Source organism: Pseudofrankia sp. EUN1h, assembly GCF_001854645.1.
GTDB classification, from domain to species: domain Bacteria; phylum Actinomycetota; class Actinomycetes; order Frankiales; family Frankiaceae; genus Pseudofrankia; species Pseudofrankia saprophytica.
Map to the genome: position 1 here is coordinate 145,271 of NZ_MBLN01000058.1, position 12,291 is coordinate 157,561.

General features: G+C 72.0%; 11 protein-coding genes. 6 read left to right on the forward strand and 5 right to left on the reverse strand.

What is annotated here, in order from left to right; translation table 11 throughout:
• Nucleotide 1 precedes the first annotated feature (1 nt).
• The 4 genes from BCD49_RS20880 to BCD49_RS20895 all read right to left on the reverse strand — a co-directional run bounded on the left by BCD49_RS20880 (nucleotide 2) and on the right by BCD49_RS20895 (nucleotide 5,546).
• Nucleotides 2-2,449, reverse strand: a complete 2,448-nt coding sequence (locus BCD49_RS20880; protein ID WP_071041800.1) for a hypothetical protein — start codon at nucleotides 2,447-2,449, stop codon at nucleotides 2-4.
• Nucleotides 2,446-3,246, reverse strand: coding sequence for a hypothetical protein (locus BCD49_RS20885; RefSeq protein WP_007517204.1), 801 nt, complete (start codon nucleotides 3,244-3,246; stop codon nucleotides 2,446-2,448). Before BCD49_RS20885 ends, BCD49_RS20880 begins: the two co-directional genes overlap by 4 nt.
• A gap of 456 nt (nucleotides 3,247-3,702) precedes the next feature.
• On the reverse strand, nucleotides 3,703-4,461 hold the full coding sequence (locus BCD49_RS20890; protein ID WP_007517202.1) for an MBL fold metallo-hydrolase: 759 nt from the start codon (nucleotides 4,459-4,461) through the stop codon (nucleotides 3,703-3,705).
• The gene (locus tag BCD49_RS20895; RefSeq protein WP_007517200.1) at nucleotides 4,461-5,546 is read right to left on the reverse strand and encodes an S-(hydroxymethyl)mycothiol dehydrogenase; all 1,086 of its coding nucleotides are present in this window, start codon (nucleotides 5,544-5,546) and stop codon (nucleotides 4,461-4,463) included. Before BCD49_RS20895 ends, BCD49_RS20890 begins: the two co-directional genes overlap by 1 nt.
• A 346-nt stretch (nucleotides 5,547-5,892) precedes the next feature.
• On the opposite strand from BCD49_RS20895, the gene BCD49_RS20900 reads away from it, so the two are divergent.
• The 5 genes from BCD49_RS20900 to BCD49_RS20920 all read left to right on the forward strand — a co-directional run bounded on the left by BCD49_RS20900 (nucleotide 5,893) and on the right by BCD49_RS20920 (nucleotide 10,649).
• Nucleotides 5,893-6,975 carry an aliphatic sulfonate ABC transporter substrate-binding protein gene (locus BCD49_RS20900; RefSeq protein WP_007517199.1) on the forward strand — a complete coding sequence of 361 codons (1,083 nt, stop codon included), beginning with the start codon at nucleotides 5,893-5,895 and terminating at the stop codon, nucleotides 6,973-6,975.
• On the forward strand, nucleotides 6,972-7,910 hold the full coding sequence (locus BCD49_RS20905) for a TauD/TfdA dioxygenase family protein (protein ID WP_007517198.1): 939 nt from the start codon (nucleotides 6,972-6,974) through the stop codon (nucleotides 7,908-7,910). The genes BCD49_RS20900 and BCD49_RS20905 overlap by 4 nt, the downstream gene beginning before the upstream one ends.
• Nucleotides 7,907-8,851 (forward strand): ABC transporter permease, encoded by a 945-nt coding sequence (locus BCD49_RS20910; protein WP_007517196.1) that lies wholly within the window; start codon nucleotides 7,907-7,909, stop codon nucleotides 8,849-8,851. Before BCD49_RS20905 ends, BCD49_RS20910 begins: the two co-directional genes overlap by 4 nt.
• Nucleotides 8,848-9,765, forward strand: coding sequence for an ABC transporter ATP-binding protein (locus BCD49_RS20915; RefSeq protein ID WP_083401592.1), 918 nt, complete (start codon nucleotides 8,848-8,850; stop codon nucleotides 9,763-9,765). Before BCD49_RS20910 ends, BCD49_RS20915 begins: the two co-directional genes overlap by 4 nt.
• A gap of 137 nt (nucleotides 9,766-9,902) precedes the next feature.
• A complete protein-coding gene (locus tag BCD49_RS20920) occupies nucleotides 9,903-10,649 on the forward strand; it encodes a TetR/AcrR family transcriptional regulator (protein WP_007517193.1) in 747 nt (248 codons plus the stop codon).
• Here BCD49_RS20920 and BCD49_RS20925 read toward each other — a convergent pair.
• Nucleotides 10,571-11,122: a GyrI-like domain-containing protein gene (locus BCD49_RS20925; protein ID WP_198536005.1), complete on the reverse strand. Its 552-nt coding sequence runs from the start codon at nucleotides 11,120-11,122 to the stop codon at nucleotides 10,571-10,573. The two genes, BCD49_RS20920 and BCD49_RS20925, sit on opposite strands and share 79 nt — an antisense overlap.
• Before the next feature lie 127 nt (nucleotides 11,123-11,249).
• On the opposite strand from BCD49_RS20925, the gene BCD49_RS20930 reads away from it, so the two are divergent.
• Nucleotides 11,250-12,281 (forward strand): phosphotransferase family protein, encoded by a 1,032-nt coding sequence (locus BCD49_RS20930; RefSeq protein ID WP_007517184.1) that lies wholly within the window; start codon nucleotides 11,250-11,252, stop codon nucleotides 12,279-12,281.
• The last annotated feature ends 10 nt before the right edge of the window (nucleotides 12,282-12,291 follow it).

A 12,291-nucleotide genomic window follows, 5' to 3' on the forward strand; every position in this document is an offset into this window, starting at 1 on the left:
CTCAGCGGCTCCTCGCGGCGATGTGTGCGAGCACCGTCTCGGCGGTGCGCGGGGCTGGTGGGTCGGGGTCGGCCTTCTGCCAGGAGATCGCGGCCCGCCGGATGATGGTCAGCGTGCGGGCGGACTGGGCCTGGTCGACGACCAGCTGGGCGAACGCCTCCTGCCCTCGAGGCAGGTCGTCGAGCATGATCGCCCAGATGGTGAGAACGTCGTGCGCGGCCTCCCACAGCTCGGCGTTCAGGGCGCTCTCCCACAGGTAGGCGATCTCGGCCCGGCGCCGCTGGTCGACGGTGGCGATCCGCAGCAGCGCCGGCCAGGTCACCTCCCCACGGCTGGGTGACGGCAGCTGGGAGACGAGGTCCGCCGCGGCGATGAGAAACGCGGACCAGCCGGTCCGGGCCCGCGCACGGCCCAGCTCCGACCTGGGTCCCGACGTCCACCGGATGAGCTGTTCGAGCACCCGCGCCTCGGTCTCGGGGCTGCCGGCGGTCAGCAACAGCTCGCAGACGCTGTGGCAGATCGCGTTGAGCACGCCGAGCTTGTCCGTCTCGGCGAGCGCGTCCAGCTGCCGAAGTGCCTCGGCGGGGTCGTGCTCACCGAGACTTGCCCCGTAGGCGCGCACGGCGGTGGCCTGCAGCCTCGGGTTGCCGTCGGACAGCCAGGACTTCACCAGCCGGTCGACCGCGTCGGCCAGCCTGCTGTCGGCGGCGGGGTCGTGCAGGGCGATCGCCGCGGCGTCCCGCTCGCGGGAGGCGTCGCTCAGAGCCCAGGGCATCAGCACCTCGGCGCGCACGACGTCGAAGGCGACGGCTGCGAGCGCCCCGGCGGCGACGGCCGCGCGCACCCGCACGGTCTCGATCGGGTGGCCGCCGAGGTAGCGCAGCCAGGCCAGGATCCGCGGCTGAGCCTGGTGGTACCGCCAGACCCGCAGAAGGGCTCGGCGCGGGTAGCTCTCGTCGACGTAGCGCGCCACCGACGCCGGGGCGGCGGCGCCATGGCGGGTCTCCACCGACGTGGTGGCGAGCGTCGCGCGCAGCCGCGTGAGTTCGGTGTCACGGTCCGTCAGGAGGATGGCGGGCGACGTCGTCGACGCGGACAGYACAGCCGCGGGCCGGCCGTCACCCGGGTCGACGAAGCAGCGTCGCAGCGCGTCCGCCGCGGTGGTGACCGTCTCGTAGGGCTCGCCCTGCAGGACGGCGAGCGCGATCGCCAGGGTCAGCAGGGTCGGGTCGTTCTGGTCGTCGGGGTTGATCGGGTTCGTCTGGCTCGTCAGGCCGGCGAACCAGTGCTCGAAGTCGTCGTCGTCGAGCTTCGCGAGACTGGCCTGCGCGGCCGCGGCCGGATCCTCCTCGCCGTCCTCGGCCGCCTCGGCGAGAACCTGGGCGAGGAAGGCGACCGTCTCCATCGGCACGTCCGCGCTCAGTCGCGCATCCACCACGGCCCGGACCGAGTCCGTCGCGAGCAGCCGGGCGGCCCGGCGCGCCGCCGAGGCCCGCTCGTCCAGCGCCCACTGTTCGAAGCCGGCCTCGGTGTCCTGCTGCCCCGCCGGCCGGTCCCGGCGGTCCCAGGCGCCGTTGGCATAGGCAGCGAGGCCCGCCAGCCAGAACGCCAGGTGTCTCGCCAGGACCTCGGCCCGGTGGGCGGGACCTGTGAGCTCGGCCGCGAGGCCCATCCGGCGGACCCCCGGCATCCRCACCTCGGGGGCCGCGGTCACGACCAGGTAGGCACGCCGCTGCTCGAGCCGGTCGGCGAGGCCGAGCAGGTCGAACGAGCCGAGCTCGTCCGCCTGGGCCTGTGTGAGGTTCGACAGGATGTAGCCGGCGTCCTTGGCGGGTTCCTGGGCGAGGAACCTGCGCAGGTCGGTGTCGGGCGCGAGTTCGTGGACTGCCCCTGTGGTGCGGGTGACGAGCACCTTCAGGCCGGCCGCCGTCCGGCCGCAGCCGGCTCGGCCGCGCACCACCAGCAGGTGGGTACGCCGGGCGACTGCCTCCAGGGCGTCGAACCCCGGCTGCGGGACGAACGCCTCCGTCGCCGCGAGGTCTGCGAGAGACAGCCTGCGGAGACGGACGCCCACCTCACTTTCCGAGAAGAAGTTGTTCGTGACCCGCGGCGCGAAGTTGTTGAAGTTGCCGCCGACGAAGCCACCGAGCACGTCGTTGCCGGCGCCCACCGCGTTCCTGGCCTCGCGTTCGGTGGCCAGGTTCGCCTGGATCCCGCCCTGCGCGGCGTTGGTCGCACGGATCTCACCGCGCAGCTCTCCGAGGAGGTCCGGCCGCCCGCCGGGCTCGCCGCCCGCCGGGCGACCGCCCTCCCCGCCCGGTGGAGCCGCGGCCCCCTGGCCGCCCACGGCGGGCCCGGCCGGATGTGGCTGGCCCGCCTGACCTGCCTGGGCCGGCTGGTGGTCGGGCGGGTTCGCGGGGCCGGGTGACTCCTTCGGGTCGCCGTTCACCGCGAGGATTCCGGCGGCGTGCGGTACACGGTCTGGTCGCCGAAGACGATGCCGCCGACGACGTCGCCGTCGGACCGGATCCGCACGTCGCCGAAGGTGAACCCACCGGCGCCCTGGCCACCGGGCGAGCCTCTGCCGCCGGGTCCGCCAGCGGGTTCTGGCGGCTCCGACGGCCCTGGCGGCGGAAGGGGAGCCTCGCCGGGCTCGGGAGCGGGCGGCTCGGGGTAGCCCGGCACATGCACCCAGGCCCGCTCGACGAGCTCCTTGGCGGCGACGGTGACCTCGCGGTACGTCGCCGCCTCGACCCCGCCTCGGTTGTGCCGTACGACGGTCTCGTACCAGGTCGCCGACACGATGAGCGCCAGGTCGGCGGCCCTGGCCTGGCGCAGCACCGAGCGCAGTTCGCGCGAGTCCAACAGGCGGCTCGCGACGACCAGGGCGTACCCCACCCAGCCGAGGTCGTCGCGTTCGAGGTCACCGGCGTGCAGCACGGCGCGCATGCGCAGGGGCACGTCCGCCCGGAGCAGGCCGGCGTTGTACTCATGCAGCCGCCGGTACACCCCGCGGATGACCGGCCCGCCGACGTCCTCCTTCGCCACCTCGGCCGGGAAGAGCACCTGCGCGCCGTCGCCGCGGTCGTAGCGGCGGCAGGCGTCCCAGTCGATGCCGGCGTCCTCGACGGCGCCTCGCACCGAGGCGTACATCGCCCGCCGGCCGTCGAGGAGCTGCCCGTCGAGGCGGCTTCCGGACTTCTCAATATCAACCGCAAGCACCGAGAAGTGCCGCGTCTTCACCATCCTCATCCCCCGTCCCCGTTTCGCGCGGCTACTGCCGGACGAGGTCGTGACGATGGCGAGGTTCTCCGCGGAGGCGGCTGGACACGCCGACCGGATTAACCGGCCGGGGCACGCCGCGGACGCGCGAACGCCGAACCCGTGGGCGCCCCCTTGAAACACCGCCGGACGCGGTCATCGCGCCCGGAGGCAGCCCACGTACGTCGGCCATGTGAATCCCCCGTCAGCCGTCGCCCCCTCCAGGACCGCTGCTGAGGAGATGTTACGCCAATGACCGAACTGTCCACGCAATGCACCCAGCCAGCGTCCTGTCGAGACAGAACGGTCACCCTCCGGCGGACATCGGGCGAATTTAGCAACAAACGCCCAACCACAGGGTTTTGGTTCTGGAATGGGCGTGACACCGTCTACGGACGTCGGCGGCGCGCCTGGGTACCGGTCCGCGGGGTTTCCGGGTGTCTAGTGGCCGCGGTCAAGCCAGGACTGGCGTGCGGGGGCTTCCTTACCAATCGTCGTGGCGGCGCCGTGGCCGGTCCGGACGACGGTGTGGGGCGGCAGGCCCAACAGTTGGGTCGTGATCGAGTCGATGATCGTGGAAAAGTCGGAGAAAGAGCGGCCCGTCGCGCCCGGACCGCCCTGGAACAGGGTGTCGCCGGTGAAGACGGTGTTCAGGGCGGGGGCGTGGAACGACACACTCCCCCAGGTGTGGCCGGGGGTGTGCAGGGCGGCCAGGGTCACCGCGCCGTCGCCGCTGCCAATGGTGAACTGCTGACCCGGTTCGATCTCATGATCGGGGGCGCGGTCCGGATGGGTGCGGTCCCACAGCTCCCGGTCGGCCGGATGGAGCCAGATTCCCGCGCCGGTGGCGGCGGCGACGCCGAGGACCGCGTTGACATGGTCATCGTGCGCGTGGGTGCACAGGATCGCGGTCAGGTGACGGTCGCCGACGGCGTTGACGATCGCCCCCGCGTCATGCGGGGCGTCGAGCACGACGCATTCCTCGTCGTCACCGATGAGCCAGACGTTGTTGTCGACATGCCAGCACCCGCCGTCGAGCGAGAAGATCCCCGACGTGACGAGGTGGTCGATCCTCACTCGCCCGCCGAGGCCGCCTGCCGCGCCGTTCTCCGGGAACGTGCCCGCGGTGTCCGTTTCCGTGCTGGCCGTGTTCCTATTCTCGGTGGCGCCGCCGGCGGCGTCCTCAACCGAGGCGCACATCAGATCATCACCACCGAACGCAGCACGTCGCCCCGCTTCATCGCGTCGAAGGCCGCCTCGATGTCGGTGAGGGCGATCTTCTCGGAGACGAACTTCTCCAGTGGCAGCCGGCCCTGCAGGTAGAGGTCTATGAGCATCGGGAAGTCGCGTTCGGGGAGGCAGTCGCCGTACCAGGACGACTTCAGCCTTCCGCCGCGGCCGAACACGTCCAGCAGCGGGATCGAGAGCTCCATCTCCGGGGTGGGGACGCCGACGAGGACGACCGTGCCGGCGAGGTCCCGGGCGTAGAACGCCTGCTTCCAGGTCTCCGGCCGCCCGACCGCGTCGATGACGACGTCCGCGCCGAACCCGTCGGTGAGTTCCTGGATGGCGGTGACCGGGTCGACGTCCCGCGCGTTGACGGTGTGGGTGGCGCCGAGGGTCGTGGCGAGCGCGAGCTTGCGCCCGTCGACGTCGACCGCGATGATCTTCGCGGCACCGGCGAGCCGGGCACCGGCGATGGCCGCGCCGCCGACGCCGCCGCTGCCGATCACCGCGACGCTGTCGCCCCGGCCGACCTCCCCGGTGTTCATCGCCGCGCCGAGCCCGGCCATCACGCCGCAGCCGAGCAGCCCGGCGATCTCCGGCGGCGCCGCCGGGTCGACCTTGGTGCACTGCCCGGCCGCGACCAGCGTCGTCTCCAGGAACGCGCCGATCCCGAGCGCGGGCGAGAGCTCGGTGCCGTCCTCGAGCGTCATCTTCTGGGTCGCGTTCGCCGTGTCGAAGCAGTACCAGGGCCGCCCGCGTCGGCAGGCGCGGCACTGGCCGCAGACGGCCCGCCAGTTGAGGATCACGTAGTCGCCGGGGGCGACGTGGGTGACGCCCGGACCGGTCTGGGCGACGACGCCGGCGGCCTCGTGGCCGAGCAGGAACGGGAAGTCGTCGTTGATCCCACCCTCGCGGTAGTGGAAGTCGGTGTGGCAGACCCCGCAGGCCTTCACGTCCACGGTGACCTCGCCAGGCCCTGGGTCCGGCACGACGACGGTGCGCAGCTCCACTGGCGCACCCTTGCTCATCGACACGACACCTTTGACCTGACGGCTCACGACTGGCCCTCTCCCTCGCGTCCCTCGCGCCAGCCGGCATGACGGCCCGCACGTATCAGTACGTCATCGTCACGTGACGGCCATGCCAACGCAACGTCCGAACATCCCGGCACGCAAGCGACTCTGTCCTTCCAGGTCAGCCCCCGTCGGGCTGCTCCCCCACCGGGCCGTCGTCGCCCGCAAGATCGGGCTGAAACATTTGAGCAGCATTCCTACCAACTAAGTTGACAAACAGCTGACTTAACTGCTTCAGTGAGCAGGCCAAGGCGTCAGCCCGACGGATGTCGGGCCCATTCCCGGCCGCGCCGGACGCCACGCGGCATTCCCCGTTCGCAAGGAGCTACCGTTGACGCCTGCCCGCCGGGCCGGCCAAGGCCGGCCGCGCCGCACGTCCGTGCTGGCCGCTCTGTCCGCCCTTCTCGCCGTCTTCGTGCTGGCGGCCTGTGGTTCCCATGGATCCGGATCCGGGTCCGGCGGTGACGGCTCCGGCGCGGCCGCGAGCGTCGGCGCCACCGGATTCCCGACGGCGGTTCCGGCCGGTACCAAGCTGCGGGTCGGCGACCAGGGCGGAACCCTGAAGGCCCCGCTCGATCTGTCCGGCCAGAGCACCGGCGAGCCGTACGCGGTCGACTGGTCGACCTTCGCGTCCGGGCCGCTGCTGCTCGAGGCGTTCCGCGCGAACGCCGTCGACGTCGGCTACGTCGCCGACACGCCGCCCGTCATCGCCGCGGCGTCCGGCCAGGACCTCGCCGTGATCGCCTCCTGGCAGAACCCCGCTGGCCAGCTCATGCTGGCGACCAAGCCGGGCAGCGACATCCGCACGGTCAGCGACCTCAAGGGCAAGAAGGTCGCGTTCAGCGTCGGGACGATCCTGCAGGCCTACCTGCTGCGCTCGCTCGACAAGGTGGGCCTCGCGCAGAAGGACGTCAAGACCGTCAACCTGCTGCCGACCGACATCGCCGGGGCGCTCTCGCGCGGCGACGCCGACGCCGCCGTGCTGGTCGAGCCGCTCGCGTCGCCCTACCTGAAGGACAACCCGACCGCGCACAAGGTGGACGGCGCCGACACGTCGCCGAGCGTCCAGTACCTGATCACCACGCACAAGGCGCTCTCCGACCCGGCCAAGCAGGCGGCGCTCGGTGACTTCGTGGCGCGGTGGGTGAAGGCGTCCGCCTGGCGCGACGGCCACATCGACGAGTTCACGCAGAAGTACTACGTCGAGCAGGTCAAGGTGCCGGCGGAAACCGGAAAGCTGCTGCTGGCCAAGACCTCCCCTTCGGCATTCGTCCCCATCGACGCGACCAGCATCGGCGGCGCGCAGAAACTCGCCGACCTGTTCACGTCCAGTGGAGTGATTCCCAAGAAGGTCGACATCTCCAAGGTCTTCGACTCCCGATACAACTCCGCCGTTCAGGAGGCCCAGCAGTGACCATCACCGACGCCGTGACCATCACCGACGACAGCGCGGCCCAGTCCGCGATCGGCCTGGACGTCCGGCCACTGTCCGGCTACATCGGCGCCGAGATCCACGGCGTTGACCTCACCMGGCCGCTGGAGCCGGCGGTGATCGCCGAGATCCGGGCCACGCTGCTGAAGTGGAAGGTCGTCTTCTTCCGGGACCAGGACATCACCCCGGCCCAGCAGGTCGCGTTCGGCCGGCAGTTCGGCGAGGTCACACCAGGCCACCCGACCCTGCCGACGCTCGAGGGCCAGCCGGAGGTCTTCCCGCTGGACAGCCGGGCCGAGCACTACCGCTCCGAGATCCGGGTCCAGAGCCGGTGGCACACCGACGTGACGTTCGTGCACAACCCCCCGACGGCGTCGATCCTGCGCGGCGTGATCGTCCCGCCGTACGGCGGCGACACCCAGTGGACGAACCTCGTCACCGCCTACGAGACGCTCTCCGCGCCGATCCGCGACCTCATCGACGGCCTGCACGCCGTGCACGTCAACCAGATCCACCTGGAGCGCGGGGACAGCTCCAAGCTGTCGGCCCTGTTCGCGAAGACGGCATACGAGGCCGTCCACCCCGTGGTCCGGGTCCACCCGGAGACCGGTGAGCGGGCGCTGTTCGTCAACCCGAACTTCACCACCCGGATCGTCGAGCTCAGCAACCCCGAGAGCGCGCAGATCCTCGACCTGCTCTACCGGCACCTGGCCACCCCGGCGTTCACGGTCCGGTTCCGTTGGCAGCCGAACAGCATCGCCTTCTGGGACAACCGGGCGACCGCGCACCTGGCGCCGACCGACCAGGGCAACACCGACTTCGACCGGGTGATGCACCGGATCACCATCGCGGGCGACATCCCTGTCGGCGTCGACGGCAAGCAGTCCGAGACACGCGAGGGCGGGTCCTTCGCGTGACCTCGCTCGCCCTCCACGGCCCCGGTGGCGCCGACGCCCTCGACGCCACCGGGGAGGTCGGCCTGGCCTCTGCCGGGCCGGCGGTGTCACCCGTGGCCTCGCCCCCGCCCACAGCCGCCGGCGGGGGCCGGCGCGGCGTCGAGATCACGCTCGCGGACCCGGACCGACGGGCGCGCCGGCCGCTGCCACCGTGGCTGCGCCGGCTGCTCGGACCGGTGCTGCTGCTGGCGCTCTGGCAGGTTGGCTCGGCCACCGGCGTCATCGCGTCGAACATCCTCGCCGGGCCGTGGACGGTGCTGCACACCGGCTACGACCTGGCCGCGGACGGGACGCTGCACCACAACCTGCTGATCTCGTTGCGGCGGGTGGCGCTGGGTCTGGTGCTCGGCGTCGGGGTCGCGCTGGTGCTGGCCGTCGCCGCCGGGATCTTCCGCCTCGGCGAGGACGTCATCGACGCGCCGATGCAGATCCTGCGCGCGGTGCCGATCCTCGGGCTGGTCCCACTGGCCATCCTCTGGTTCGGCATCGGAGAGCAGGTGAAGATCTTCCTGGTCGCGCTCGGTACCGCGTTCCCCGTCTACATCAACACGTTCGCCGCGATCCGGGGCGTCGACGCCCGGTACATGGAGCTCGCGCGCACCGTGCGGCTGAGCCGGGCGGCGGTGATCCGCCGGGTGGTGCTGCCCGGCGCGCTGCCCGGCTTCCTCGTCGGCCTGCGGTTCGCGTTCACGGTCTCGTGGCTGGTCCTCGTGGTCAGCGAGCAGATCAACGCGTCCAGCGGGATCGGCTACCTGATGGACCAGGCGCGCACGTTCGGGCAGACCGACGTCATCGTCGTCGGCCTCGCCGTCTACGGCCTGCTCGGCCTGCTCTCCGACGGGCTCGTCCGTCTGCTCGAACGCCACGCCCTCGCCTGGCGCCGCGGCCTGGAGGCAACATGACCACGCTCACGACGTCCGCTTCGGCCGGGACGGACACGCAGGACGGCTCGCCCGCGCCCTCGTCCTCCTCCTCGCCCGCGCCCTCCTTCTCGCCTACACCCGCGTCCTCGCCCTCGGTCGCGCCGGCGGTGCGCGCCCGCGGGGTGCGCCGCGAGTTCGGCGGGCGGGCGGTACTCGCCGGGATCGACCTGGACATCGCCGCCGGCGAGTTCGTCGCGCTGCTCGGCCGGTCCGGATCCGGCAAGAGCACGCTGCTGCGCATCCTCGCCGGCCTCGACGCCGACGCCACCGGGCGCGCCACCGTCCCGGCCCAGAGCGCCGTCGTCTTCCAGGACCCGCGGCTGCTGCCGTGGGCGCGGGTCCAGGACAACGTGCTGCTGGGCCTGAAGGGCCGCGACGCGCGCGCCCGGGGAGCCGCGGCGCTGGCCGAGGTCGGGCTCGGCGGGCACGAGCGCGCCTGGCCGGCGACGCTGTCCGGCGGCGAGGCGCAGCGGGTGGCGCTCGCCCGCGCGCTGGTCCGCTCCCCCGGGCTGCTGCTGCTCGACGAGCCGTTCGGCGCGCTCGACGCCCTGACCCGCATCCGGATGCACAGCCTGCTGCGCGACCTGTGCCAGCGCCACCAGCCGGCCGTGCTGCTGGTGACGCACGACGTCGACGAGGCGATCCTGCTCGCCGACCGGGTCGCCGTCCTCACCGACGGCCGGCTCTCGCTCGACGAGCGGGTCCAGCTCGGCGAGGTCCGGCACCGCTGGGACCCGCGCTTCTCCGCGCTGCGTGCCCGGCTGCTCGCCGAGCTCGGCGTCACCGACGACGAGGCGGGCGGCGGCGACGCCAGCGGTGGCGGCGCCGTTGCCGGCGCGGTCGGCCGTGACGTCCCGGTCGCATCCGTGGAAGGCGYGGGCCCGCGGCCGTAGGCTGCGCGCCGCGCCGGGCATACAGACCAGCGGCGGAGCGGCGCGGCGGCCGAGCCATGCCGCCGTGCCTGGTAGGGAACCCTCGGCGGGCCATCGAGCCCGTCGGACAGCCCACGTGAGCAGGGTGAGCAGGCGGCATGAGCCAGCAGACCGCAACCCAGTCGCCCGAACCGACGGGCCCAGCCGGGTCGCTCGCGCACGGACCGCGGTCGCACGACGCGCGACTGCGGCTTCTGCTGAGCGCCGAGCGGCTGTACGCCGAGCACGGCCTGGAGGCGGTGTCGCTGCGGCACATCTGCCGGGCGGCCGGCAACGGGAACAACAACGCGGTGCAGTACCACTTCGGCAGCGAGCGCGGCCTGCTCGAGGCGATCGTCTCCTACCGCGTCCCGCCACTCGACCAGCGCCGTGCCGCGTTGCTCGAAGCCGCGCGGGCCGGCGGAGACCCGCTGGGGGTCCGCGAACTGGTGGACGTGCTGATGCGCCCGCTCGCCGAGGAGGCCCGCCGGCCGGGCAGCCGCTATGTCGGCTTCCTGGGCCGGTTCGCCTCGCATCCGCCGGAGCGGCATCCGTGGTGGGTCGGCGGCGCCCCGGCCGGGCCGGTGGGCCACGAGGTGTCGATGGCGATCCTCGACCGCTTGGCCGCCGTGCCGGAACCGCTGCGGAGCCTGCGGCTACGCCATGTCGTCAGCCTGTGCCTGCCAGCCCTGGCCGGCTACGGCCAGTCCCCCAGCGGCGGCGCCTCCGACGGCGGTACCGACGCGCACGACGACGTCGTCTCCGGTGACGCCGTTCCCTACGGGCTCTACGTCACCGACCTGTTCGACATGGCGGCGGCGGCGCTGACCGCTCCGCTGTCCACGGGAGCCGACAGCAGCCAGTAGATCTCGGTCTCGAGGTCGGCGGGGTCGTCACGGTGGTCGCCGTAGATCTCCCACCGAGGGCCGGCAAGGTGTAGGCCGGCGGCGGCGCAGCGGTCCACGACGGCCTGGTGCGCGCCGGCCAGCGCGGTGTAGGGGCCGCGGTGGACGGTCCTGGCGACGACGCCGGCGGGCAGGGCCGAGGCCACGACATGACCGGTCAGTGGGCAGGGCTCGCGCAGCGTTACACCGACCTGGACGTTCGGCACATCGTCGAGGTAGAGCATGACGGTCCGACAGCCGGCTGCCACACCCGCCGCACGGACGCTGGTCCAGACGTCGTCCAGCAGTGTTCCCCAGAGTGCCGGGAACTCCGCCCAGGTGGTGGTTGCCGCCACCACGGCGGTCGGGCGGGCCCGAACCTCCTCGACGGTCACCTGGTAACTCATCCCGTCCCCGTCCCTCAGCCAGCCGGCCCAGGAGGTGAAGCCGAGCATCGCCTGCATCATCGCCTAAGATCGGCCGCTTATGCGGTGGCGTGCCTGAGCGGCGGCGTCTTCCTCCCGCGGCGGCGTCTTCCTCCTGCGGCGGCGTCTTCCTCCTGCGGCAGGGACTGGATAGCCGATGCGTGGGGGGTGGCAGGTCGTGCACGTGGTACGCAGGGTGGTCACCCGGGATCACCTGGAAGGCGTCGCGTATGCGGCCCTGGGCACCGAGCATCGCCTCGTGGGCGTCTCGCGGCTGCGAGGTGGAAGCAAGAAGGGCGTGTACCGCCTCACCTTCGACGACGACTCCGCCGCGATCGTCTACATCTGGGACGACGCCGAGAACTACTGGACCACCCCGCAGGGCGACGACACCGGCAGCCATGTGGACCCGTTCTCGCCCGCCTCCGGCATMGAGCTCTTCGAGGCCGCCCACCGGCAGCTGGAAGCTCTCGGAATCCGCACTCCCCGGATCCGGCTGGCCGACCGGAGCAGGACCTACTACCCGGCGGACGTTGCCGTGGTCGAGGACGTACCCGGCGACACCTTGGAAGTACTGCTCCGCCAGGACCCGCGCAGCGTGGAAACGACCATGGCGCGACTCGCCGAGGCACTTGGTGCGATGCAGCGACACCAGGGCCCACGCTTCGGCAGATTCGCTCTGATCGACAGGGGTGGTACCTCCGAGGGCAGGTCATGTGAGCAGGTGGTCCTGGACCATGCGCTCGACGACCTCACCGAGGCTGCGTCTCGCGACGCGCGGATCACACGCGCCCGCGACCGCCTGGAGGCTGTAGTTCGCACACTGGCCGCGGCTGTGCGCCCACGCTCGCAGTACGGGCTCATCCACGGGGAGCTCGGGCCGGACCATGTGCTGGTGGACCGACACGGGCAGCCGGTCCTCATCGACATCGAGGGATTGATGTTCTTCGATGTCGAGTGGGAGCACGCGTTCCTGCGACTGCGCTTCGGCGAGCACTATCGGTGGCTGGAGCGCAGTGACCTCGACGAGCAGCGCCTGACGTTCTACATGCTGGCGATGCGCCTGTCTCTCGTCGCCGGACCGCTGCGGCTCCTCGACGGAGACTTCCCCGACCGCGCCTTCATGAGAGGTATCGCCGAGCGCAACCTCCAGGAGGCGCTCGCCTTCCTGCCCATGAACGACCGCTGAGTCCTTGGAA

Bases quoted from the DNA above. Each gene is read 5' to 3' on its own strand.
- BCD49_RS20925 (WP_198536005.1), bottom strand. From the start codon at position 11,122: ATGCTCGGCTTCACCTCCTGGGCCGGCTGGCTGAGGGACGGGGACGGG.
- BCD49_RS20920 (WP_007517193.1), top strand. From the start codon at position 9,903: ATGAGCCAGCAGACCGCAACCCAGTCGCCCGAACCGACGGGCCCAGCC.
- BCD49_RS20885 (WP_007517204.1), bottom strand. From the start codon at position 3,246: ATGGTGAAGACGCGGCACTTCTCGGTGCTTGCGGTTGATATTGAGAAG.
- BCD49_RS20890 (WP_007517202.1), bottom strand. From the start codon at position 4,461: ATGTGCGCCTCGGTTGAGGACGCCGCCGGCGGCGCCACCGAGAATAGG.